Source organism: Streptomyces sp. NPDC046712 (genome assembly GCF_040645695.1).
Taxonomy (GTDB): Bacteria; Actinomycetota; Actinomycetes; order Streptomycetales; family Streptomycetaceae; genus Streptomyces.
In genome coordinates this window covers 1-23,367 of the sequence record NZ_JBEYYW010000043.1, presented here as the reverse complement: position 1 = coordinate 23,367, position 23,367 = coordinate 1, and the positions used below count along the sequence as shown (strand labels likewise).

Sequence of the window (23,367 nt, the reverse complement as noted above, 5' to 3'; positions counted from 1 at the left end):
GACACGGACGATGACCCACGTGTACGGGGACCGGGCGCCGGGGCTGCCCGAGCGGTCGGGGGCGTCCGGAGGGCTCGGTCTGCCCGGACCGTCCGACCTGCCCGGGCCGTTCGACCTGCCTGGGCCGCCCGGGCCGCCCGGGCCGTCCGGGCCGTCCGGGCCATCCGGGCCGTCCGGGCTGTCCGAGCTGGCCGGTCTGGTTGGGCCGTCCGGTCCGTTCGGCACGTCCGAGCCGTCCGAGCCGTCCGAGCCGTCCGAGCCCTCCGACCCGCCCGGGCCGTCCGGTCCCTCCGGGCCGCGCGGCCAGATCGGTCGGCTTGAGGCGGCCGGTGGTCCGTCCCGGCACGGAGGCCCCCGCTTCGCGAGCGCCCTCGCGCTCGCGCGGTCGGGGCGTGAGCCCGGGGGTGACTTCGCGGCGGGGAGTGCCGGCACGGCCTGGCCCGGGGAGGCCGTGCCCGTGCCGGGTGAACTGGGCCGACTGCTGCGGGCGTCGCTCGTGGGCGGACGGTTTCGGCCTGCCGCGTCGGCGGGGGCCCTGCACCCGGTGAACGTCCACCTGCTGGTGGGCCCGGGTGGCATGCCGGCGCCCGGCAGGTACGCGTACGACCCCGTCGCCCATCGGCTCCACCCGCGCGGCGGCGCACCCGACGGTGCCCCGGACGGCGTGCTCGTCGTGCTGACGGTGACCGCTCGCCGTACCGCCTCCCACTACGGCCACCGTGCCTGGCCGCTGCTCCTCCTCGACACCGGCCACGCGCTCGCGGCCCTCGCCCTGGCCGGAGCGCACGCCTTCTGCGGGGACGCGGACGGGACGCTCCTGGCCGCCGCCGCGGGCCTGACAGCGGGCGCCGGTGAGCCGGAACACGCGGTGGCGGCGGCCTGGTGGGGCCCGAACAGCCTGCCCGCCCACGACGCGCTCCAGTGCTGGGCCGCCCACGGTCCCGGGGTCGCGCCCCCGGCCGTCCGCAGGCCGGTGCCCCCGGTGCTCCGTGCCGCCTGGGACACCCTCGCGGAGGTCACGGGCGGGACGGGGGAGGGGAGTTGGCGCGGGTTTCCCGGTCTGCCGCCCGTGCTGTCCGGCGTCCGTCGACGCAGTGCACCCCCCGGCTTCGGCGGAGTCCCCGACCGCGCGGACCTGGCCCGCCTCGTGCGCGCGGCCGAGGCCGCCGGACCCGAGGACGTTTGCTGGTGCGTGGCCGTCGGCGGCCCCGACCCGGCCGTCCTCGGCGGCCCCGAACTGCGCACGCTGGCCACCGGGGACGCCCGCCCCACCCTCGCTCGGTGGGCCGCGGGGCAGGCGTGGCTCGCCGAGGCCGGAGCCGTACTCCTGGCGTACGGCTGCCCCGACGACGCCCCGCCCGCCGAGATCCGACGCACGCACCTGGGCGCCGGCTACGCCGTCGGCCTCGCCCAAGTCCTCGCCTGCGAAGCCGGGTTGGCCTCGCGCCCGATCGGCTCATGGCAGTCCGCCGACCTCGGCGCCGCACTCGGCGACCCGCCGGGACGCTCCCCGGTGCTCCACGCCCTCGCCCTCGGCCGCGGGCCGGAGCGGCACGCCGAGGACCGCCTGCCGGTACCGCCCATCCCGGCCCGTCCACCGTCCCACCCCGCCCAAGGAGCCCCGCCGTCATGATGCTCCACCCGGAGCTGGTCCGCGCCGTACGTCCCGCGCGCGGGCCCCTCACCGCCGCCACCGCGCTGCTCGTCGCCGTCACGGTCACGCATCTCGCGCAGGCCGCCCTGCTCGCCGTCGTCCTCGCCCGGATCGCCCGCGGCACCACCGACGATCTCGGCCCGCTCCTCACCGGTGTGCTCGGCACCGTGGCCGTCAGGGCCTGGCTCACCCGCAGGCAGCGTCAGGTCGCCGTACGGGCCGGGGCCACCGTACGGACCGGGCTGCGCGACACGCTCCTCCAACGGCTCGGCACCGTCGGAGCCCCCCGAGAGGCGGACGCGCGCGCCGGGGCCGTACGGGCCACGCTCGTCGACGGTGTCGAGGGAGTCGACGCGTACGTGTCCCGCTACCTCCCCCAGCTCCTCGTCACCGTCGCCGTACCCCCCGTCCTGCTCCTCGCCGTCGCATGCGTCGAGCCCTACGCGGCGCTCGTCCTCGCCCCCGCGCTGCTCCTCGCGCTCTTCGCCCCCCGCTGGTGGGACCGGCTGCTCGCGCGGCGCGGACAGGAGCACTGGGGTGCGTACGAGGCCCTGTCCGCCGACTATCTGGAGGCGCTGCAGGGGATGCCCGCGCTGCGCGCGGCCGGCGCCGTCGGCCGTACCCGCGCGCGGCTGGAGGAACGGTCCGCGGAGCTGCACCGGGCGACCGTGGCCAAGCTGCGCGTCTCGCTGGTCGACACCGGGATCACCGACCTCGCCGTCCAGGGCGGCACGGTCGCCGCCGCGCTCGTCGCCTGCGCCTCGGCCGTGTCGGGGCGGACGGCGGCGACCGGCACGTACCTCGTCCTGATGCTGGCCTCCGAGTGCTTCCGGCCCGTGCGCGACCTGTCGCGGGAGTGGCACTCCGGGTACCTCGGCATCTCCGCCGCCGACGGAATCACCGCCCTGCGGACCGCGGCGGGCGCCGTGCCGGACACCGGGCAGACCGTCGCGGCCTGGGGCGGGGCGCCCGAGATCCGCTTCGAGGACGTCCGCCACACGCACCCCGGCGCGGCCGAACCCGCCCTGCGCGGCGTGTCGTTCACCGCTGAGGCCGGCCGGACTACGGCGATCGTCGGACCGTCCGGCGCGGGCAAGTCCACGCTCCTCGGGCTGCTCCTGCGGGAGGGCAGCGACCCGGAGGGCGGCCGGATCGTGGTCGGGGGCGCCGACCACACCACGTACACGCTGGCGTCCCTGCGGCGCGGAATCGCGGTCGTCTCCCAGGAGACGTACCTCTTCCACGCCACCGTCGCCGACAACCTCCGGCTGGCGAGGCCCGGCGCCACGGACGGGGAACTGCGGGCCGCGGCGCGGGCCGCCGGGATCCACGAGGAGGTGCTCGCGCTTCCCGAGGGCTACGGGACGGTCGTCGGCGAGCGCGGCGCGACGCTCTCGGGCGGCCAGCGCCAACGGCTCGCGCTGGCGCGGGCGTTGCTGGCCGACGCGCCGGTCCTCGTCCTCGACGAGGCGACCAGCGCCGTCGACGAACGCCGCGAGGCCCGCATCGGCCGCGCCCTGCGCGAAGCGACACGGGGCCGCACCTGCCTGGTCGTCGCCCACCGCCTGGCGTCGGTACGCGACGCGGACCGGATCGTCGTCCTGGACGGCGGCCGCGTCGAAGCGATCGGCACGGATGCCGCGCTGAGGGCACGGGACGGCCTGTACGCGCGGCTGGTGGCCGCGGCGAGCACGAAGGAGAAGGCGGCATGAGGGACCACGAGCACGGAACGGACCGGGCGCCCGACCGCCGGGGAGAGCCGGTCGACCGCTCGGCCGCGCCCGGCACGCATTCACCGGGGCCGGGTGAGCCGGCCGACGGCTCGGCCGCGCTCGGCATGCACGCGCCGGAGGCGGGAATGCCAGCCGACGGCTCGGACCCGCTCAGCAGGCACGCGCCGCAGGCGGGAGTGCCGGCCGACGGCCCGCCCACGTCCGTCCCGACCGCGCCCGGCGCGCATTCACCGGAGCCGGGTGGTCCGGTCGACGCCCCGACCGCGCTTGGCACGCACGCCCCGGCGCTGGGCGAGCGGGCCGACGGCCCGCCCGGGCCCGGCCCGACCGCGCTCGGGACGCATTCACCGGGGTCGGGTGAGCCGGTTGACGCCACGCCCGCGTCTGGCACGCACGCCCCGGCCCTGGGCGAGCGGGCCGACGGCCCGCCCGGGCCCGGCCCGAGCGCGCTCGGCGCGCATTCACCGGGGCCGGGCGAGCCGGTCGACGCCCCGCCCGCGTCTGGCACGCCCGCCCCGGCCCTGGGTGCGTCGGTTGATGGCTCGGTCGCGTCCGGCACCCGCACACCTGCACCGGCTCGCGCCCTGCGGGGTCTTCTTCCCGTTCTTGGGGCGCATCGGGGGATGGCCGTGCGGACCTTCGGGGCCGCGCTCGGCGGGCAGGTTGCGCTCGTCGTGCTCGTCACGCTTGCCGCGCACGGCGTCGGGGCCGCCGTCGTGGACGGGGCGGCGCCTGACGCCGGGACAGTCGGCGCGCTGCTCGGGCTCGTGCTGCTGCGGTCGCTCGCCACCTGGCGGGAGATGGACCTGTCGCACGATCTGGCCTACCGCGTGCTCGCCGAGCTGCGCGTCCGCGTCTTCGACGGGCTCGCCCGTAGCGCGCCCGCGCGGATCGCCGGGCGGCGCAGTGGGGATCTGGCGTCGGCCGCGCTCGGCGACGTGGAGGCGCTGGAGTTCTTCTACGCACACGCCGTCGCCCAACTCCTCGCCTCCGGCGCGGTCTTCGCCACCGGCGCCGCCGTGCTCGGGTTCGTCGACCCGTGGCTCCTCGGCGCCGTGCTGCCGGCCGCCGGGCTCCTCGTCCTCGGGCCGCTCCTCGACGGGCGCGGCCGGGCGGCCCGCGGGGCGCGGACCCGCGAAGCCGCCGCGGCGCTCTCCGCGGAGACCGTCGAGACCGTCGACGGGCTGCGCGAGCTCCTTGCCTTCGGCGCGCTGGACCGGCGCCGGGCGCGCCTGCGCGCGTACGGCCGGCGGCTCGGGGACGCGCAGCGCGCCGAGCACACCTGGGAGGCGGGCGCGGCCGCCGTACGCGACCTGCTCGTGGTCGCGGCGGTCGTCGGGGTCGTCGCCGCGGCCGCGCACACCCTGAGCGGTCCGTGGGCACCGGCCGCCATGGCCCTGGCCCTCGGCTGTCTGGCGCCCGTCGCGGATTCCGCGGCCGCGTTGGGCCAGGCGGGTGGTCTTCGGGCGGCCGCCGCCCGCGTGGGCGCGGCGATCGGGGCCCGGGCGGGCGCGCCGGCGACCGGGCGGCCCGTGCCGCTGCCGGACGGGCCACTGGGGCTGCGGCTGCGCGGCGTCCGCTTCGACTACGGCGGTACGGACGTGCTCGCCGGCGTCGACCTGGTCGTCCGGCCGGGGGAGACCGTGGCGCTGGTCGGGGCCTCGGGGGCCGGGAAGTCGACGGTGGCCCATCTGCTGGCCCGGTTCTGGGACCCGGGGGACGGCGTCGTGGAGATCGTCGGCGACCACGCCGTCGACGTACGGCACCTCGCCGACACCGACCTGCGCCGCGCCGTGGCCGTGGTCGGGCAGGACGCGCCGCTCTTCCACGGCACCCTCGCCGAGAACCTGCGGATCGCGGCGCCGGACGCCCCGGACGAGCGGGTCCGGGAGGTGGCGGAGCTCTGCGGGATCGGCCATCTGGTGTCCGGCCTCGCGGTCGGCGAGCGCGGCGCCACGCTCTCGGGCGGCCAGCGGGCCCGTGTCGCCCTGGGCCGTGCCCTGCTCGCCGAGCCTCGCGTCCTGGTCCTCGACGAGACGACGGCGAACCTGGACGCCGCCGGGGAGGCCGACCTGGCAGAGGCGCTCGCCGCGGCGCCGGGCGCGGAGACCCGCACCACGGTCCTCATCGCCCACCGCCCCTCCACCATCCGCCGCGCCGACCGGATTGCGGTTCTGGACGGCGGCCGGGTGGTGCAGACCGGCATCTGGGAGGCCCTGACGGGTGAGGACGGCCCCTTCAGGACCCTCCTCACCCGTACGGAGCCCTGAGGGGCGTCAGGGCATCCGCCGCACCCAGGAGGCGGAGCCTTGAGGGGCTTCCGGACGTCCGCAGCGCCAGGATGGCCCCGAGGGGCCGCCAGGACGTCCGCAGCGGCTGGAACGGACCCCTGACAGGCCTCCGTACGTCCGCAGCGCCAGGAACGACCCCCGACCGGCCCAGGACGTCCGCCAGCTCCAAGCGACGGACCCCCGACCGGCCTCAGGACATCCGCAGCGCCAGGAAGAAGTCCAGCTTGTCCTCCAGACGCGACAGGTCCCTGCCCGTCAGTTGCTCGATCCGGCCGACCCGGTAGCGCAGGGTGTTCACATGCAGGTGCAGTCGGGTCGCACAGCGCGTCCAGGAGCCGTCGCAGTCCAGGAACGCCTCCAGCGTGGGGATGAGCTCGGCGCGGTGGCGGCGGTCGTAGTCGCGCAGCGGGTCGAGCAGCCGGGCCGTGAACGCGCGGCGGACGTCGTCCGGCACGAACGGGAGGAGCAGGACGTGCGAGGCCAGCTCGTGGTGGCCCGCGGCGCACACGCGGCCCGGACGGGCGGCGGCCACACGGCGGGCGTGCCGGGCCTCCTCCAGGGCGCCGCGCAGGCCCTCCGCCGAATGGACGGCCGCGCTGACGCCCAGCGTGAGGCGGCCGTCGTCGGCGAGGCCGGACGACAGCGGCTCCCGTACCGCCGCGAGCAGCGCGTCGGCGTGCAGCCCGATGGTGGTCGTGCCCTCGTCCTCGCTGTCGGGCACCGGTCCCGCGGGCAGCGGCACCAGGGCGATGGCCTCGTCGCCGTGGTGGGCGACGGCGATCCGGTCGGCGGAGTCGGCGCCCACGGTCGCCGGGTCGACGAGGATCTCCTCCAGGAGCGCCTGGGCGACGGGGCCGGTCTCCACGGCGCCCGCGCCGCCCTCCGCGTCCCATTCGACCCGGGCGACGACGACCTGCCAGTGCGGCGCCGTCCCGAGGCCGGGCAGCAGCACCGGGGCGGCGACCCGCAGACGGGCGGCGATCTCGGCCGGGGCCGCGCCCGTCTGGACGAGTTCGAGGACCTCCTGCGCGAGCCGGCGCCGTACCGTGCGCGCCGCGTCCCGCCGGTCCCGCTCGACGGCGATGAGCTGGGTGACGCCCTGGAGCAGGTCGAGCCGGGCCGCCGGCCAGTCGCCCGCGTCGGCCTCGACGGCCAGCAGCCAGTCGGACAGCACCGTCTCCCGTACGTCCCGCGAGGCGGGCGGAGCCCCTCGGCCGGTGTTGCGGATCGGGAACAGGGAGTACGTGGCTCCGGCGGTGTTCAGGCGGTGCGGGCCGCGCCGCCCTGTTCTGGTGGCGGCCAGGTGCTCGCCGGCCAGCTTGGCGGCGAGCGAGGCCTCCAGTGGCTCACCCGCGCCCGCGATCTGGCGGCCGGTGGGGGAGAGGACCCAGGCCCGGAGGTCGAGGTCGGAGCCGAGAAGATCGAGGACGACCTCGGGGCCGCCGCCCGCCGGGCCGGAGGTCATCAGCCGCCGGTGCCGGTCGACGACCGCCGCGAGGTCGCCGGCCCGCTCCCCGGAGACCTGTCGAACAACATGCTCGGTGATCGTCGCGAATGCAACGGACTCGTTCACTGCGAACAGCGGCAGCCGATGGCGCAAACACGCCTGTACGAGATCGTCGGGGATGTCGCCGAGTTCCGCCTCGCCGGCGGCCAGCCCCGCCACCCCGGCGGACGCCAGGATCCGGACGAAGGGCTCGGCGTCCTCCGGCTCCCGCAGCCAGGCGAGGCCGGTGAGGACCAGCTCGCCACCGGACAGATACCGGCTGGGGTCCTTGAGGTCCGTCGTCATCACGCCACGGACGGTGCGATCCAGCTCGTCCTCACCACCGAGCAGGCGCAGCCCGAGCGCGTCGGTTTCCAGCAGTGCGCGCAGCCGCATCTCGTTGCCGCCGTTCCTTCTCGTCCGTCGCGAAAAACTGTCGCGTTGTCGTAGGTGGCCTGGTGCCGCCGTTTCCAGGGGAAAACGGCGAGGTTACTGAGGCCCGCCTTTCGTTCGAATCTACAAGACGAACAAGGTCACCAGCCAACTCCTTCATGTTTTCGGTGACTGCACCCGGGCGGGCCGGGCTTGTGTACTAGGCCACACATCGCGTTAACAGCACGTGAACATGAATTCGAAGTCGAGGGCCGGCCATCCCCCCGGGCCCGAACGACCGACCCCCGACCACTAGAAGCACAAGAAGAGAGCCACCATGGACTTCCTTCGCCCCGCCAGCTGGGAGGAGGCGCTCGCCGCCAAGGCAGAGCACCCCACGGCCGTGCCCATCGCGGGTGGCACCGACGTCATGGTCGAGATCAACTTCGACCACCGGCGACCCGAGTACCTCCTGGACCTGAACCGTATCGAGCTGCTCCGCGAGTGGGAGGTCGGCGAGGAGAACGTCCGCCTCGGCGCGTCCGTTCCGTACACCCAGATCATGGAGAACCTGCGGGCCGAGCTGCCGGGCCTCGCGCTCGCCTCGCACACCGTGGCCTCTCCGCAGATCCGCAACCGCGGTGGTGTCGGCGGCAACCTCGGTACCGCCTCGCCGGCCGGAGACGCGCACCCCGCGCTGCTCGCGGCGGGCGCCGAGGTCGAGGTCGAGTCGGTGCGCGGCAACCGGTTCATCCCGATCGACGAGTTCTACACGGGCGTCAAGCGCAACGCGCTGCAGCCCGACGAGCTCATCAAGACCGTCCACATCAAGAAGGCGGACGGCCCGCAGCAGTACTCCAAGGTCGGTACGCGCAACGCGATGGTCATCGCGGTGTGCGCCTTCGGCCTGGCGCTCCACCCGGAGACCCGCACGGTCCGCACCGGTATCGGTTCGGCCGCACCGACCCCGATCCGCGCCAAGGAGGCCGAGGCCTTCCTGAACGCGGCTCTGGAGGAGGGCGGTTTCTGGGAGAGCGGCAAGATCATCACCCCGTCGATCGCGAAGCAGTTCGCCGACCTGTGCTCCGGCGCGGCGAACCCGATCGACGACGTTCGTGGCACCGCCAAGTACCGCCGCCACGCCGTCGGCATCATGGCCCGCCGCCAGCTCGGCTGGACCTGGGAGCAGTACCGCGGCAACGGCCGCACGCTTGAGGGAGCTGCATAACCATGCGCGTCAATTTCACGGTCAACGGTCGTCCGCAGGAAGCCGACGACGTCTGGGAGGGCGAGTCCCTCCTCTACGTCCTGCGTGAGCGGATGGGCCTGCCCGGCTCCAAGAACGCCTGCGAGCAGGGCGAGTGCGGTTCCTGCACCGTCCGTCTCGACGGGGTCCCGGTCTGTTCCTGCCTGGTCGCCGCCGGCCAGGTCGAGGGGCGCGAGGTCGTCACGGTCGAGGGTCTCGCCGACTTCGCCAAGCAGCGCGAGGAGCACGGCCACGGTGGCTGCGCCTCCGGCGCCTGCGGCACCTCGCTCGACGCCGCCAAGCAGTGGGAGGCGAAGCCCGGGCAGGACTCGCAGACCGGTGAGGGTGTCGAACTCTCCCCGATCCAGCAGGCGTTCATCGACGCCGGCGCCGTCCAGTGCGGTTTCTGCACCCCGGGTCTGCTGATCGCCGCCGACGAGCTCCTCGAGCGTCAGAGCGACCCGTCCGACCAGGACATCCGTGAGGCCCTCTCCGGCAACCTCTGCCGCTGCACGGGCTACGAAAAGATCCTGGACGCGGTCCGCCTGGCGGCCGCCCGTCAGGGAGAGGCGGTCTGACCATGGCTCAGAACACGCGCACCGTTCCGGCGGGTACGCCGACGAACGTCACCCAGAAGCACACCCAGGGCGGCATCGGCGAGTCCACGCTCCGCCCGGACGGCACCCTCAAGGTCACCGGTGAGTTCGCGTACTCCTCGGACATGTGGCACGAGGACATGCTGTGGGGCCAGACGCTCCGCTCCACCGTCGCGCACGCCGAGATCGTCTCCATCGACATCTCCGAGGCGCTGGCGATGCCCGGTGTCTACTCGGTGCTGACCTACGACGACCTGCCGGCCGAGATGAAGAACTACGGCCTGGAGATCCAGGACACCCCGGTTCTCGCCAACGGCCGGGTACGTCACCACGGTGAGCCGGTCGCCCTCGTGGCCGCCGACCACCCGGAGACGGCCCGCCGCGCCGCGGCCAAGATCAAGATCGACTACCGGGAGCTGCCGGTCGTCACGGACGAGGCCTCCGCCCTCGCCGCCGACGCCCCGCTGATCCACGAGGGTCGCGACGACCACCACGCCGGTCACGTCCCGCACCCGAACATCGTGCACCGCCAGCCGATCATCCGCGGCAACGTGGAGGAGGCCCGCAAGCGGGCCGACGTGATCGTCGAGGGCGAGTACACCTTCGGCATGCAGGACCAGGCCTTCCTCGGCCCGGAGTCCGGCCTCGCCGTGCCCGCCGAGGACGGCGGTGTCGACCTCTACGTCGCCACCCAGTGGCTGCACTCGGACCTCAAGCAGATCGCCCCGGTCCTCGGCCTGCCCGAGGAGAAGGTCCGTATGACGCTGTCCGGCGTCGGCGGTGCCTTCGGCGGCCGCGAGGACATCTCGATGCAGATCCACGCCTGCCTCCTGGCGCTCGCCACGAACAAGCCGGTCAAGATCGTCTACAACCGCTTCGAGTCCTTCTTCGGCCACGTGCACCGCCACCCGGCGAAGCTCTGGTACGAGCACGGCGCCACCAAGGACGGCAAGATCACGCACATGAAGTGCCGGATCGTGCTGGACGGCGGCGCCTACGCCTCGGCCTCCCCGGCCGTCGTCGGCAACGCGTCCTCGCTCTCCGTCGGCCCGTACGTCATCGACGACGTCGACATCGAGGCCGTCGCGCTCTACACGAACAACCCGCCCTGTGGCGCGATGCGCGGCTTCGGCGCCGTCCAGGCCTGCTTCGCGTACGAGGCGCAGATGGACAAGCTCGCGGCGAAGCTGGGCATGGACCCGGTGGAGCTGCGCCAGCTGAACGCCATGGAGCAGGGCACGATCATGCCGACCGGCCAGGTCGTGGACTCGCCGGCCCCGGTCGCCGAGCTGCTGCGCCGCGTCAAGGCCCGCCCGATGCCGCCGGAGCAGCAGTGGCTCACCGCCGGCGAGCAGGCGGACGTCCGCGCGCTGCCGGGTGGTCTGTCCAACACCACGCACGGCGAGGGCGTCGTCCGCGGTGTCGGCTACGCGGTCGGCATCAAGAACGTCGGCTTCTCCGAGGGCTTCGACGACTACTCCACCGCCCGCGTGCGCCTGGAGGTCATCAACGGCGAGCCCGTCGCGATGGTCCACACGGCCATGGCGGAGGTCGGCCAGGGCGGTGTCACCGTCCACGCCCAGATCGCCCGCACGGAGCTGGGTGTCACGCAGGTGACCATCCACCCGGCCGACACCCAGGTCGGCTCCGCCGGTTCGACGTCCGCCTCCCGGCAGACTTACATGACCGGTGGCGCGGTGAAGAACACCTGCGAGAAGGTGCGCGAGGCCGTCCTCGAGATCGGCCGCCGCAAGTTCGGCTCGTACCACCCGGCGTGGGCCACCGCCGAGCTCCTGCTCGAGAACGGCAAGGTCGTCACCGACGGCGGCGAGGTCCTCGCGGACCTGGCCGACGTCCTGGAGGGCGAGGCCGTGGACCAGGAGCACGAGTTCCGGCACCGCCCGACCGTCGCGTTCGACCTGGTCACCGGCCAGGGCGACGGCCACGTCCAGTACACCTTCGCCGCGCACCGCGCGGTGGTGGAGGTGGACACCGAGCTCGGCCTGGTCAAGGTCATCGAGCTCGCCACCGCCCAGGACGTCGGCAAGGCGCTCAACATGCTCTCCGTCGTCGGCCAGATCCAGGGTGGTACCACCCAGGGCCTGGGCGTCGCGGTGATGGAAGAGATCATCGTGGACCCGAAGACCGCGAAGGTGCGCAACCCCTCCTTCACGGACTACCTGATCCCGACGATCCTCGACACGCCGACCATCCCGGTCGACGTACTCGAACTGGCCGACCCCAACGCGCCGTACGGCCTGCGGGGACTCGGCGAGGCCCCGACCCTGTCGTCCACCCCGGCCGTCCTCGCGGCGATCCGGAACGCGACCGGCCTGGAGCTCAACAAGACGCCGGTCCGCCCCGAAGCGCTCACCGGCACCCTGTAGGTCTCTCCGGGCGGTGCGTGCCTCCCAGGAACGTCACACTTCCCCAGCCCGTACCGCCCGGAGCAACCCCAGCAGTACCAAGCAGTACCCCGCAGTACCCGCAGTACCGATTCACCCGTTCGTCTCGGGCCGTCCCCCGGGTCGTGCAGCCCACGCATCATCCCAAATCCCGCAGCTTGTCTGACCTTCGGAAAGTCTTAAGCGGGTGCCCCTTTGAACCTTGGGAGTAGGCCCCATGACCCAGTCGTCAGTGGAGCCCAAGACCGCCTCGGAGGACGCGGGCTCCGGCTCCAACGTCCCCGCCGGCCGTTCTTGGCTCGACCGGTACTTTCACATCTCGGAGAGAGGATCCACCGTCGCGACGGAGATCCGCGGCGGCGTCACCACCTTCATGGCGATGGCGTACATTCTCCTGCTCAACCCCCTGATCCTCGGCGGCAAGGATGTGGACGGAAACGTCCTCAGCCAGCCCGCCCTCATCACGGCGACCGCCCTGGCCGCCGCGGTGACCACCCTGCTCATGGGCTTCTGGGGCAAGGTCCCCCTCGCCCTGGCAGCGGGGCTCAGCGTCTCCGGTGTGCTCTCCTCGCAGGTCATCTCCGTCATGACCTGGCCGCAGGCGATGGCCATGTGTGTGGCCTACGGTGCGGTGATCTGCCTTCTGGTGGTCACCGGCCTGCGTGAGATGATCATGAACGCCATTCCCCTGGCGATCAAGCACGCGATCACGATCGGTATCGGTCTCTTCATCGCGATCATCGGCTTCGTCAAGGCCGGCTTCGTCCACGAGAACCCTTCGCCCGGTGGTGGCCCGGTCACCCTCGGCCCGCTCGGTGAGCTCCAGGGCTGGCCCGTCCTCATCTTCGCGGTCACCCTGCTGCTGATCTTCGCGCTGCAGGCCCGCAACATCCCCGGCGCCATCCTGATCGGCATCGTCGCCGGCACCGTCATCGCCATGATCGTCAACGCCGTCGCCGACATCCCGGCCAAGGGCGCGGGCGCCTGGTTCTCCGGCGCGCCGGAGCTCAACGGCAGCGCCGTCTCCGCACCGGACTTCTCGCTCATCGGCGAAGTGTCCTTCAGCGGCTGGGGCGACGTCGGCTACATCACGATCACCATGATCGTCTTCACCCTGGTCCTGGCCGGCTTCTTCGACGCCATGGCCACGATCATCGGCGTCGGCTCCGAGGCCAACCTCGCGGACGACAAGGGCCGCATGCCGGGCCTGTCCAAGGCCCTGTTCATCGACGGCGCCGGCGGTGTCATCGGTGGCGGCGTCGGCGGCTCCGGCCAGACGGTCTTCGTCGAGTCGGCGACCGGCGTCGGTGAGGGTGCCCGTACGGGTCTGTCCTCCGTCGTCACCGGCGCGTTCTTCGCGGCCTGTCTTTTCTTCACCCCGCTCACCGCGATCGTGCCCGCCGAGGTCGCCTCCGCGGCCCTGGTCGTCATCGGCGCGATGATGATGCAGAACGCCAAGCACGTCGACTGGAGCGACCGCTCCGTAGCGATCCCGGTGTTCCTCACCGTGGTCCTGATGCCGTTCACGTACACCATCACCACGGGTGTCGCGGCCGGTGTCATCTCCTACGCCGTCATCAAGGTGGCGCAGGGCAAGGCACGCGAAGTGGGCGCCTTCATGTGGGGCCTGACCGCGATCTTCATCGTGTACTTCGCCATCCATCCGATCGAGAGCTGGCTCGGCGTTGGCTGACGCCTTACCGTCGCCCTCCACACACATATCGAGGAGTTCGAGATGCTGGACATCGCCGAAGAGCTGCACCGGTGGGTCGAGCAGGGACGCGAGTTCGCCGTCGCCACGGTCGTGGCGGTCGGCGGGAGCGCGCCCCGGCAGCCGGGCGCCGCACTCGCCGTCGACAGCGACGGCACGGCGATCGGATCGGTCTCCGGCGGGTGTGTGGAGGGTGCGGTCTACGAGCTGTGCCAACAGGCCCTCGAGGACGGCAAGGCCGTCGTCGAGCGCTTCGGATACAGCGACGAGGACGCCTTCGCCGTGGGCCTGACCTGCGGCGGGATCATCGACATCCTCGTCACGCCGGTACGTGGCGGGGTCTTCCCCGCCGCCCTGGCGGCGGCGGCCGTCAGGGAGCCGGCGGCGCTGGCACGGATCACCGAAGGACCCGAGGACCTGATGGGGCGGGCGCTGCTCGTCCGCCCCGACGGTTCGTACGAGGGCGGCCTCGGCGGCCACCCCGAGCTGGACCGCACGGCGGCCGGCGAGGCCCTGGCCATGCTGGACGCGGGCCGCACCGGCACCGTCGAGATCGGCGAGGACGGCAGCCGCTGCGGACAGCCGCTCACCCTCCTGGTCGAGTCCTCCGTGCCGGCCCCCCGCATGATCGTCTTCGGCGCCATCGACTTCGCCTCCGCGCTCGTCCGGGTCGGCAAGTTCCTCGGCTACCACGTCACCGTGTGCGACGCCCGGCCGGTCTTCGCGACGAAGCTCCGCTTCCCCGAGGCCGACGAGATCGTCGTCGAATGGCCCCACCGCTACCTCGAGGCGTCCGCCGCCTCCGGCGACGTCGACGCGCGGACCGTCCTGTGCGTGCTCACCCACGACGCCAAGTTCGACGTTCCGCTCCTCGAAGCGGCCCTGAAGCTTCCCGTCGCCTACGTCGGCGCGATGGGCTCCCGCCGCACCCACGAGGACCGCAACAAGCGCCTCCGCGAGGTCGGCGTCACCGAGCTCGAACTCGCCCGCCTGCGCTCCCCGATAGGCCTCGACCTCGGCGCCCGCACCCCGGAGGAGACGGCCCTGTCCATCGCCGCCGAGATCGTCGCCAACCGGCGCGGCGGCTCCGGCGTCTCCCTGACCGGCGCCCACACCCCGATCCACCACGACGGCCCGCGCGAACCGGCCGGCCGGATAGGTTCCGTCGCCTGACGTTCGCCGCGCCGGCCCCCGCCCGCCGCCCGCCGCCCGCGCGGCACGGCGGGGCCGGAAAGAACGAGAGCGCGGGAGGGCCGAGGGTTAGGGTCCGGATCATGGAGATTCGTGACGCCGACACTCGGAACGTAGACCTTCGCGACGTACCGGAAGCCCATCTCGACCGCGCCCTCGACCTCGCGTACCTCGTCTTCCACGAGCGTCCCGAGGAGGAGCAGCGCAAGCACCACCGCGAACTGCTGCTTCCCTGCGAGCGGATCGGGGCGTACGACGGCGAGACCCTCGTCGGCTTCGTCGCCGCCCACCACTTCACCCTCTCCGTGCCCGGCGGCGAACTGCCCTGCCCCGGCCTCACGTTCGTCTCCGTGACACCCACCCACCGGCGCCGTGGCGTGCTCTCCGCCCTGATCGCCGAACTCTTCCGCAGGTCCGCCGAGCGCGCCGCGCCGATCGCCGCCCTGTGGGCCTCCGAGGACGCCATCTACGGCCGGTTCGGCTTCGGGCCCGCCACCCAGGGCGCCACCGTCGAGATCGACTCACGGCGCCCGCTCGCCCTGCGCATCGACCCCGACGAGCGCCCGCTGCGTCTGATCGACCCGGCCGACGCGCCCGCGGCCGTCGGACCCTACTTCGAGGCCACGCGCGCCCGGCGGGCCGGGCGGATCGCACGGGACGAGGAACGCTGGAGCGGGGAGTGGCTCGCCGACAAGGACGAGGAGGACGACGAGCTCTCCCCGCCCCGGGTCGTCGCCCTCGGCGATCCCGTCGCCGGATACGCCGTCTACCGCACCAAGGGCGAGAACGACGAGACCCACACCCCCGGCCTGGTGCGCGTCGACGAACTGGAGGCCGACACCCCGGCCGTCGCCGCCGCGCTCTGGCGCTATCTGGCCTCGATCGACCTGACCGGCACCGTCCGCGCCTGGGGCCGACCGCTCGACGACCCGCTGCTCCTCTTCGCGGGCGACCGCGACCAGGTGCGGGTGACGGCGCAGTTCCCCGCGCTGTGGGTGCGCCTCGTCGACGTCCGCGCGGCGCTGACGGCCCGCGGCTGGGCCGCCCCGGCGGATCTCGTCCTGGAGGTGCACGACAGCGGCCTCCCCGCCAACTCCGGCCGCTTCCGCCTGACGGCGGGCCCGGGCGGATCCCGGTACGAGCCGACCGGCGACCCGGTCGACCTCTCCTTCGGCGTACGGGACCTGGCCACCTGCTACCTCGGTGGCACGCGGGTCACGGACCTGGTCGCCGCGGGCATGGTGGAGGAACACACTCCGGGCGCCGCCGCCACGCTCGACACGGCGCTGCGGACGGAGCGACTCCCGCACACCGACGACGAGTTCTGACCTGGTCTCAGGCCGACGCCTGAGACCAGCGGTTCAGATCAGCGTACGGAAATGGGCACAGGCCTCCGCCTCGGTGGCGTGCGTGCCGACCGGCTCGTACGCGCCCCGCTCGTACACGCCCACCTCCCAGCCGCCGTCCTCCCGCGACCGCAGATAGACGAAGTCCGGCGGGGTGGGCGCCGGTTCGTGGACGCCTTCGATCCAGTAGTGGCCATCGGGCACTCCGGCCGCGCGGAGTGCCCGGGCCAGGGCGGACCGGTTCACGCGGTGACGCGCTCCAGATAGCCGTTGTCGAGCAGCCACTTCACGTTCAGACGCTGACCGTCGCCCGGGTTCAGGAACGCCGGGTCGAGCTTGATCTGGCGGCCGCCGCCCGGCTGCTCGAACCAGGGCGCGATCCCGCCCTCCCACACGGTGAACGACTTGGTCACCTCGTACAGGTGGTAGTCGCAGGGGAAGGCCGCGTCGCGGGTGTTCAGGTTGTGGGGCGGCAGCGCGCGCTTGGCGTACAGGTCGCCGGCCGGGGCGAGGTAGGAGCCGTACTCCGAGCCGAAGCGGTCCAGGCGTTCGCCCTCCTCCAGGACGTCCGGCGCCTTGTCGATCTTGCCGTTGACCTCGGCGAAGCCGTCGTTCGGCGGGTACTTCCAGCTGCCGGTGTCGGCCGGGCCCTCCCAGTACTTCTTGAGGAAGTCCGCGGAGGAGAGCTTCCCGGTGCGGTGGTAGTGACGCAGCAGCGGGCCCACCGGCTCCTGCTTCTTCTTCGGCAGGTACCGCGGGCCGAGCCTCTTGTCGCCCTCGAACTCGCCGGTGCACGGCGCGGGCGGCACGCTCGCCGCCGCAGGGGCCGGGGGTCCGCCCTGCTCGAAGAGCTCGGGGGAGGGCGCGGCCTGTGCCGCCGGGGCGGTGGCCAGCGCGGCCGTGACGCCCATCGCGGCGAGTACGGCACGGATCCTCAGGTCGGTACGGCTGCGCTCCACGCGGAGATCTCCCTGTTGGCGAAGTGTCATGGCGAATCGACGCGCCGCACACGGTAGTGGATCACCTGCGGAGAGTGAGGGAGGAGGAGTCGGTACCGGCCAGATGCCGCGGGGGCGGTTTCAGTTCTTGCGCAGGCCGTTCAGGAGCAGTTCCGCGAGCTGCCCGTACGCCTCCGCGTCCGCGAGCCCGGTCGCAGCCGCGACCTGCCGCTGCTGGATGCGGACCATGACGGAGGCGATGACATCGGCCGCGAAGGTCACGTGCACCTCGCGGAAGGCGCCCGCGCGCACGCCCTCCTCGATCAGCTGCTGCACCCGGCCCGCGGCAGCGCGCGTGTTGCGTTCGTAGACCTCGGCGGCCGGCTCGAACGCGGCCACGTCGTCGAAGAACTGCGGGGAGACCGGGGCCAGTTCCGCGGCGACCGCCCGCAGGTACGCGGCCAGCCGCTCCGCGGGCTCCCGCTCCGCCGCCAGGACGGCCTCGACGCGGGTGGTCGCGCGCCGGAAGAAGTGGACCACGGCCGCCCGGACGAGCTGTTCCTTGCTGTCCGCCAGGCCGTAGAGCGTGCGCTTGGAGCAGCGCAGCCGGGCCGCGAGATCGTCCAGGGTGAGCTGGGCGAAGCCCTCGCCGACCAGGAGGGCCACCAGCTCCTCGAACAGGGCGGACCTGCGGGCCGCGCCGCGGCCCGTCAGCTTGGGGGCGCCGACGGCTGAGGTCTCGATCACCCGAACAGTATGCCGTCGACCCGTTCGGGGGGTTACGGCGGAACCCTTCTGCGCTACTCTCAACGGTACTGCCGTACCGCCCGCAGTACCGTTACGTCGGTGCTGAGTGTCACTGGAGTCGCCATGGATGTCGACCGCCTGCTTCCCACCCCCGAGGCAGCGGACCTCATCGCCCTCACGCGGGAGATCGCCGACAAGGAGCTCTCCCCCCGCGTGGACGAGCACGAGGCCGCCGAGACGTACCCGGAAGGTCTGTTCACCACCCTGGGCGAGGCCGGGCTGCTCGGCCTCGCGTACCCGGAGGAGTTCGGCGGCGGAGGCCAGCCGTACGAGGTGTACCTCCAGGTCCTGGAGGAACTGGCGGCCCGCTGGGCGGCCGTCGCCGTCGCCACCAGCGTCCACACGCTCGCCTGCCACCCCCTGCACTCCTTCGGGACCGCGGAGCAGAAGGAGCGCTGGCTGCCCGCGATGCTCGCCGGCGAGACCATCGGCGGCTACAGCCTCTCCGAGCCGCAGGCCGGCTCCGACGCCGCCGCGCTGAACTGCAAGGCCGAGCGCACGGAGGACGGCGCCGCGTACCGGGTGACCGGCAACAAGGCGTGGATCACCCACGGCGGCAAGGCCGGCTTCTACGCCCTCTTCGCCCGCACCGCACCGGGCAGCCACGGCATCTCCTGCTTCCTCGCCCCCGGCGAGACCGAGGGCCTCAGCTTCGGCAAGCCCGAGCGGAAGATGGGCCTCCAGGCCGTTCCCACCACCTCCGCCCACTGGGACGGCGCCCTCCTGGAGGCCGACCGGCTCATCGGCGACGAGGGGCAGGGCCTCCAGATCGCGTTCAGCGCGCTCGACTGCGGCCGCCTCGGCATCGCCGCCTGCGCCACGGGCCTGGCCCAGGCCGCGCTCGACGCCGCCGTCGACTACGCCAACGAGCGCACCACCTTCGGCCGGAAGATCGTCGACCACCAGGGCCTCGGCTTCCTCCTCGCCGACATGGCCGCGGCCGTCGACTCGGCGCGCGCCACCTACCTCGACGCGGCCCGCCGCCGCGACCTCGGCCGCCCCTTCAGCCGTCAGGCCAGCGCCGCCAAGCTGATCGCGACCGACGCCGCCATGAAGGTGACCACGGACGCCGTCCAGGTCCTCGGCGGGTATGGCTACACCCGCGACTTCCCGGTCGAGCGCTACATGCGCGAGGCCAAGATCATGCAGATCTTCGAGGGGACCAACCAGATCCAGCGGCTCGTCATCAGCCGCCAGCTCGCCCGCTGAGCCTCCGTACCCGCTCTCGTACACGTTCGAGGAGTTCCATGGACATCGCCGGCTCCGCCGCGCTCGTCACCGGCGCCGCCTCCGGCCTGGGCGCCGCCACCGCCGCCGCACTGGCCGCCCGCGGCGCGACCGTCTACGGCCTGGACCTGGACAAGGCCGTCGCGGCGGCCGGGCCCCTGCCCGACGGCGTCACCCTGCTCGCCGCCGACGTCACCGAGGAGGGCCCCGTCCGCGAGGCCCTCGCCCGGATCGAGGCCGACGGCGCCGAGCTGCGGCTCGCCGTCAACTGCGCGGGCATCGCCCCCTCCGCCCGGATCCTGGGCCGGAAGGGCCCGCACGACCTCGACCTGTTCCGCACGGTCCTGAACGTCAACCTGCTGGGGACGTTCAATGTGATGCGGCTGGCCGCCGAGGCCATCGCGCGCCAGGAGCCGGACGAGAACGGCCAGCGCGGCCTGGTCGTCAACACCGCCTCGATCGCCGCCTTCGAGGGCCAGGTCGGCCAGATCGCGTACGCCGCCTCCAAGGCCGGCGTCGCCGGTATGACCGTCACCGCCGCCCGTGACCTCGCCCAGTTCGGCATCCGGGTCGTCACCATCGCGCCCGGGATCGTCGACACCCCGATGATGGCCGGATTCAGCGAGGAGATCCGGGCCGGGCTCGGCGCGAGCGTCACCTTCCCGCAGCGTCTCGCCCGTCCCGAGGAGTACGCCCGCCTCGTCACGATGGTCGCCGAGCACGACTATCTCAACGGCGAGACGATCCGGATGGACGGCGCCCTTCGCATGGCGGCCCGCTGACCACGGCGCGTTCCTGACAGCACTTGGTGCCAGCTCAGGCTGGCACCAAGTGCCGCGTTTCGGGCCGCCGGATGTTAGGTTCGGGCCATGGGAACTGCGTCGACGAACACCGCCAAGCCCGCGATGCGGGAAGCCCTTATCGCCGCGGCCTTCCAGCTCTTTCTCGAGCGCGGGTACGAACAGACCACCGTCGACGACATCGTCACCCTCGCCGGGGTCGGCCGGCGGTCCTTCTTCCGGTACTTCCCGTCCAAGGAGGACGTGGTCTTCCCCGACCACGAGCAGAGCCTCGCCGACATGACCGAGTTCCTCGCCGCGAGCGGGGACGCCGACGACCCCCTGGTCCGGATCTGCGACGCCACCCGCCTCGTCATGCGGATGTACGCCGAGAACCCGACCTTCTCCGTCCAGCGCTACCGCCTCACCCGCGAGGTGACGGGCCTGCGGACGTACGAGCTCTCGGTCGTCTGGCGGTACGAGAAGACGCTCGGCGACTATCTGCGCACCCGCTGGGCCGATCGTCGCGACGGCACCCTGCGGGCCAACGTGGTCGCCGCTTCCGTGGTCGCGGCCCACAACCACGCCCTGCGCCACTGGCTGCGCTCGGGCGGCGAGGGCGACCCGCTGGCGGAGGTGGACCAGGCCCTGGAGTTCGTCCGCGCCACCTGGGGCGGGGGCGGCCAGGGCGGTGGCGTCCCCAGCGAGGAGACCGAGGACGTCGTCGTGGTGATCACCAAGCGGTCGACGCCGATGTGGCGCGTGGTGCGCGAGGTGGAGTCGAGCCTCGGCGAGAGCTGAGAGGCCCCGTGTCGATCTTCGAACGCTCTTCGGCGATCTTGAGGGATCTCAGTATCTTCAATTGAGGGAACTCAGGTCTTTATTTGATGGCACTCAGTGCCATATCTTGGCTCCATGCAGCACGGTCGAGCCGCCGAGTGCAAGGAGAACGCATCGTGTTCCACACGGGATCCACGGGACTGAGGACCGGGAGCACCGCCGTCCGGACCGAGGAATCGGCCGCTGACGCCGAGCTCTACTACCAGCTCTGCCGCTGGTGCCAGACCACCACCTTCCAGCGCCTGCTCTGTCCGACCTGCGGGTCGACCGACCTCGCGCCCGAACGCAGCGAGGGCGAGGGCGTGATCACCGTACGCCGCGGGGTCACGGCCGCCGACGCCGATCTGTGGCCGGTGCACATGGCCGAGGGCTTCGTCGTCCGGTGCCGCGTCGACGGGCCGCCGCACGCGGTGCGCCCCGGCGTCCGGGTCAGGATCTCCGCGCGCTCGACCGCCTCCGGGCAGCAGCCGGTCGTCCGGCTCTGCGAGGAGGTCCCGCTCGACGGCTGGATCTGAGGCAGGCTCCGAGCCCGCGCGGGCTGCGAGCCCGCGCCGGCTCCGGAGACGACGAAATCGGCCCGGTGGCACTCTGTGCCACCGGGCCGATTCCTTTCGGCGGGGGACCGGCCCCTACCGCGCGCCGATCTCGTCCGTCAGCTGCGGCAGGACGGCGAAGAGGTCACCGACCACGCCGTAGTCGACGAGGTCGAAGATCGGTGCCTCGGCGTCCTTGTTGACCGCGACGATCGTCTTCGAGGTCTGCATGCCGGCCCGGTGCTGGATCGCGCCGGAGATGCCCGCCGCGATGTACAGCTGCGGCGAGACCTGCTTGCCCGTCTGGCCGACCTGGTTGGAGTGCGGGTACCAGCCGGCGTCGACGGCGGCACGCGAGGCGCCGACCGCCGCACCGAGCGAGTCGGCGAGCTTCTCGACGACCTCGAAGCCCTCGGCCGCGCCGACACCACGGCCACCGGAGACCACGATCGCGGACTCGGTCAGCTCGGGGCGGCCGGTGGAGACGCGCGGGGTGCGCGAGACGACCTTGGCCGCGTTGCCGGTGAAGGCGACGGCGACGTTCTCGACGGTACCGGCGGCCGGGGCGGCCTCCGGAGCGGCCGAGTTGGGCTTGACGGTGATGACCGGGACGCCGTGCGACACGGTCGACTTCACCTGGTACGAGGCGGCGAAGACGGACTGGGTCGCGACGGGACCGTTCTCGCCGGCCTCCAGCTCCACGGCGTCGGTGATCAGACCGGAGCCGAGGCGCAGCGCGACGCGCGCGGCGACCTCCTTGCCCTCGCCGGAGGAGGTCACGAGGACGGCGGCGACGCCCTTGTCCTTCGCGATCTGGGTGAGCGCGTCGACCTTCGGCACGACGAGCTGCTCGGCGAACTCGGCGCCGTCCGCGACGTACACCGTGCCGGCGCCGTACTCGCCGGCGGTGGCGGCGATCGACGCCGCGGCCTCGCCGGCGCCGAGTACGACGGCCGTCGGCTCGCCGATCCGGCGGGCCAGGGTGAGCAGTTCGAGCGCCGGCTTGCGGACCGCACCGTCGGCGTGGTCCACGAGAACCAGGATCTCAGCCATGATTCCTTGCTCCTGAACGATAGTGACGGTGGATCAGATGAACTTCTGGGCGGACAGGAAGGCGGCGAGCTGCTTGCCGCCGTCACCCTCGTCCGTGACGATCGTGCCCGCGGTACGGGCCGGGCGGGCCGCGACCGACTCGACCAGGGTCCAGGACCCGGCCAGACCGACCTCGTCGGCGTCGATGTCGAGGTCGTCCAGGTCCAGCTCCTCGACCGGCTTCTTCTTGGCGGCCATGATCCCCTTGAAGGAGGGGTAACGGGCCTCGCCGGACTGGTCGGTGACCGAGACGACGGCGGGCAGCGGGGCCTCCAGCTGCTCGGTCGCGGCGTCGCCGTCGCGGCGGCCCTTCACAAGTCCGCCCTCTACCGAGACCTCGGAGAGCAGGGTGACCTGCGGCAGGTTCAGCCGCTCGGCCAGCAGCGCCGGCAGCACGCCCATGGTGCCGTCGGTCGATGCCATGCCGCAGATGACCAGGTCGAAGCCGGTCTTCTCCAGCGCCTTGGCGACGATCGCGGAGGTGCCGATGACGTCGGTGCCGTGGATGTCCTCGTCGTTGACGTGGACGGCCTTGTCGGCGCCCATCGACAGCGCCTTGCGCAGCGCGTCCTTGGCGTCGTCCGGGCCGACCGTGATGACGGTGACCTCCGCGTCGTCGGACTCCTCGGAGATGCGCAGCGCCTGCTCGACGGCGTACTCGTCCAGCTCCGACAGCAGGCCGTCGACCTCGTCGCGGTCGACCGTCAGGTCGTCGGCGAAACCGCGGTCGCCGGTCGCGTCGGGTACGTACTTCACACAGACAGCGATCCTCAGGGTCACGGCCTGGCTCCTTTCAAGTGACAGACGATTACGGGAGGTTGCGGGCCATGACGATGCGCTGGACCTGGTTGGTGCCTTCGTAGATCTGGGTGATCTTGGCGTCGCGCATCATGCGCTCGACGGGGTAGTCGCGGGTGTAGCCGTAGCCGCCGAGGAGCTGGACGGCGTCGGTGGTGACCTCCATGGCGACGTCGGAGGCGAAGCACTTGGCCGCGGCGCCGAAGAAGGTCAGATCGCCGTCCACACGCTCGGACTTGGCGGCGGCGGCGTAGGTGAGCTGGCGGGCGGCCTCGAGCTTCATGGCCATGTCGGCGAGCATGAACTGCACGCCCTGGAAGTC

Annotated in this window: 20 protein-coding genes; 13 read left to right on the top strand and 7 right to left on the bottom strand. The window is 72.9% G+C overall.

Annotated features, from left to right (window positions below; genetic code table 11):
• Window positions 1–10: 10 nt before the first annotated feature.
• The 3 genes from ABZ939_RS34910 (at window position 11) to ABZ939_RS34900 (ending at window position 5,657) form a co-directional block, all read left to right on the top strand.
• Window positions 11–1,633 (top strand): nitroreductase, encoded by a 1,623-nt coding sequence (locus ABZ939_RS34910; protein WP_361864284.1) that lies wholly within the window; start codon window positions 11–13, stop codon window positions 1,631–1,633.
• A complete protein-coding gene (locus tag ABZ939_RS34905) occupies window positions 1,630–3,366 on the top strand; it encodes an ATP-binding cassette domain-containing protein (RefSeq protein ID WP_361864282.1) in 1,737 nt (578 codons plus the stop codon). Before ABZ939_RS34910 ends, ABZ939_RS34905 begins: the two co-directional genes overlap by 4 nt.
• Before the next feature lie 542 nt (window positions 3,367–3,908).
• Window positions 3,909–5,657 carry an ABC transporter ATP-binding protein gene (locus ABZ939_RS34900; protein WP_361864334.1) on the top strand — a complete coding sequence of 583 codons (1,749 nt, stop codon included), beginning with the start codon at window positions 3,909–3,911 and terminating at the stop codon, window positions 5,655–5,657.
• A gap of 211 nt (window positions 5,658–5,868) precedes the next feature.
• Here ABZ939_RS34900 and ABZ939_RS34895 read toward each other — a convergent pair whose 3' ends face one another.
• The gene (locus tag ABZ939_RS34895) at window positions 5,869–7,560 is read right to left on the bottom strand and encodes a PucR family transcriptional regulator ligand-binding domain-containing protein (RefSeq protein WP_361864280.1); all 1,692 of its coding nucleotides are present in this window, start codon (window positions 7,558–7,560) and stop codon (window positions 5,869–5,871) included.
• 313 nt (window positions 7,561–7,873) lie between these two features.
• Between ABZ939_RS34895 and ABZ939_RS34890 the strand changes: the two genes are divergently transcribed.
• The 6 genes from ABZ939_RS34890 (at window position 7,874) to ABZ939_RS34865 (ending at window position 16,013) form a co-directional block, all read left to right on the top strand.
• Window positions 7,874–8,764: a xanthine dehydrogenase family protein subunit M gene (locus tag ABZ939_RS34890; protein ID WP_361864278.1), complete on the top strand. Its 891-nt coding sequence runs from the start codon at window positions 7,874–7,876 to the stop codon at window positions 8,762–8,764.
• A 2-nt stretch (window positions 8,765–8,766) separates the two neighbouring features.
• Window positions 8,767–9,360 carry a (2Fe-2S)-binding protein gene (locus tag ABZ939_RS34885; RefSeq protein ID WP_361864277.1) on the top strand — a complete coding sequence of 198 codons (594 nt, stop codon included), beginning with the start codon at window positions 8,767–8,769 and terminating at the stop codon, window positions 9,358–9,360.
• Window positions 9,361–9,362: 2 nt separating this feature from the next.
• A complete protein-coding gene (pucD, locus tag ABZ939_RS34880; protein ID WP_361864275.1) occupies window positions 9,363–11,765 on the top strand; it encodes a xanthine dehydrogenase subunit D in 2,403 nt (800 codons plus the stop codon).
• A gap of 235 nt (window positions 11,766–12,000) precedes the next feature.
• Window positions 12,001–13,476 (top strand): NCS2 family permease, encoded by a 1,476-nt coding sequence (locus tag ABZ939_RS34875; protein WP_361864273.1) that lies wholly within the window; start codon window positions 12,001–12,003, stop codon window positions 13,474–13,476.
• Window positions 13,477–13,518: 42 nt separating this feature from the next.
• The gene (locus ABZ939_RS34870; RefSeq protein ID WP_361864271.1) at window positions 13,519–14,667 is read left to right on the top strand and encodes an XdhC/CoxI family protein; all 1,149 of its coding nucleotides are present in this window, start codon (window positions 13,519–13,521) and stop codon (window positions 14,665–14,667) included.
• Window positions 14,668–14,768: 101 nt separating this feature from the next.
• Window positions 14,769–16,013 (top strand): GNAT family N-acetyltransferase, encoded by a 1,245-nt coding sequence (locus ABZ939_RS34865; RefSeq protein ID WP_361864269.1) that lies wholly within the window; start codon window positions 14,769–14,771, stop codon window positions 16,011–16,013.
• Window positions 16,014–16,046: 33 nt separating this feature from the next.
• Here the strand turns inward: ABZ939_RS34865 and ABZ939_RS34860 are convergent, their stop codons facing one another.
• The 3 genes from ABZ939_RS34860 to ABZ939_RS34850 form a co-directional block, all read right to left on the bottom strand.
• Complete coding sequence (locus ABZ939_RS34860; protein WP_361864267.1) at window positions 16,047–16,277, bottom strand: hypothetical protein; 231 nt, start codon at window positions 16,275–16,277, stop codon at window positions 16,047–16,049.
• Window positions 16,274–16,942, bottom strand: a complete 669-nt coding sequence (locus tag ABZ939_RS34855; RefSeq protein ID WP_361864332.1) for a TNT domain-containing protein — start codon at window positions 16,940–16,942, stop codon at window positions 16,274–16,276. Before ABZ939_RS34855 ends, ABZ939_RS34860 begins: the two co-directional genes overlap by 4 nt.
• 168 nt (window positions 16,943–17,110) lie before the next feature.
• Complete coding sequence (locus tag ABZ939_RS34850; RefSeq protein ID WP_361864266.1) at window positions 17,111–17,716, bottom strand: TetR/AcrR family transcriptional regulator; 606 nt, start codon at window positions 17,714–17,716, stop codon at window positions 17,111–17,113.
• Window positions 17,717–17,839: 123 nt separating this feature from the next.
• Here ABZ939_RS34850 and ABZ939_RS34845 point away from each other — a divergent pair, with 123 nt between their 5' ends.
• The 4 genes from ABZ939_RS34845 to ABZ939_RS34830 all read left to right on the top strand — a co-directional run bounded on the left by ABZ939_RS34845 (window position 17,840) and on the right by ABZ939_RS34830 (window position 21,137).
• Window positions 17,840–18,985, top strand: coding sequence for an acyl-CoA dehydrogenase family protein (locus ABZ939_RS34845; RefSeq protein WP_361864264.1), 1,146 nt, complete (start codon window positions 17,840–17,842; stop codon window positions 18,983–18,985).
• Between the two features lie 38 nt (window positions 18,986–19,023).
• Window positions 19,024–19,785, top strand: coding sequence for an SDR family NAD(P)-dependent oxidoreductase (locus tag ABZ939_RS34840; protein WP_361864262.1), 762 nt, complete (start codon window positions 19,024–19,026; stop codon window positions 19,783–19,785).
• An 87-nt stretch (window positions 19,786–19,872) separates the two neighbouring features.
• Window positions 19,873–20,583, top strand: a complete 711-nt coding sequence (locus ABZ939_RS34835) for a TetR family transcriptional regulator (protein ID WP_361864261.1) — start codon at window positions 19,873–19,875, stop codon at window positions 20,581–20,583.
• Window positions 20,584–20,738: 155 nt separating this feature from the next.
• On the top strand, window positions 20,739–21,137 hold the full coding sequence (locus ABZ939_RS34830; protein ID WP_361864259.1) for a zinc ribbon domain-containing protein: 399 nt from the start codon (window positions 20,739–20,741) through the stop codon (window positions 21,135–21,137).
• Between the two features lie 114 nt (window positions 21,138–21,251).
• Here the strand turns inward: ABZ939_RS34830 and ABZ939_RS34825 are convergent, their stop codons facing one another.
• From ABZ939_RS34825 to ABZ939_RS34815, 3 genes are all read right to left on the bottom strand, one after another.
• Entirely contained in the window at window positions 21,252–22,208 is a 957-nt protein-coding gene (locus ABZ939_RS34825) for an electron transfer flavoprotein subunit alpha/FixB family protein (RefSeq protein WP_361864257.1), read from the bottom strand.
• Between the two features lie 33 nt (window positions 22,209–22,241).
• Window positions 22,242–23,027 carry an electron transfer flavoprotein subunit beta/FixA family protein gene (locus ABZ939_RS34820; RefSeq protein WP_361864255.1) on the bottom strand — a complete coding sequence of 262 codons (786 nt, stop codon included), beginning with the start codon at window positions 23,025–23,027 and terminating at the stop codon, window positions 22,242–22,244.
• 28 nt (window positions 23,028–23,055) lie between these two features.
• A partial coding sequence (locus ABZ939_RS34815) for an acyl-CoA dehydrogenase family protein (RefSeq protein WP_361864253.1) occupies window positions 23,056–23,367 on the bottom strand: 312 nt, incomplete at its 5' end.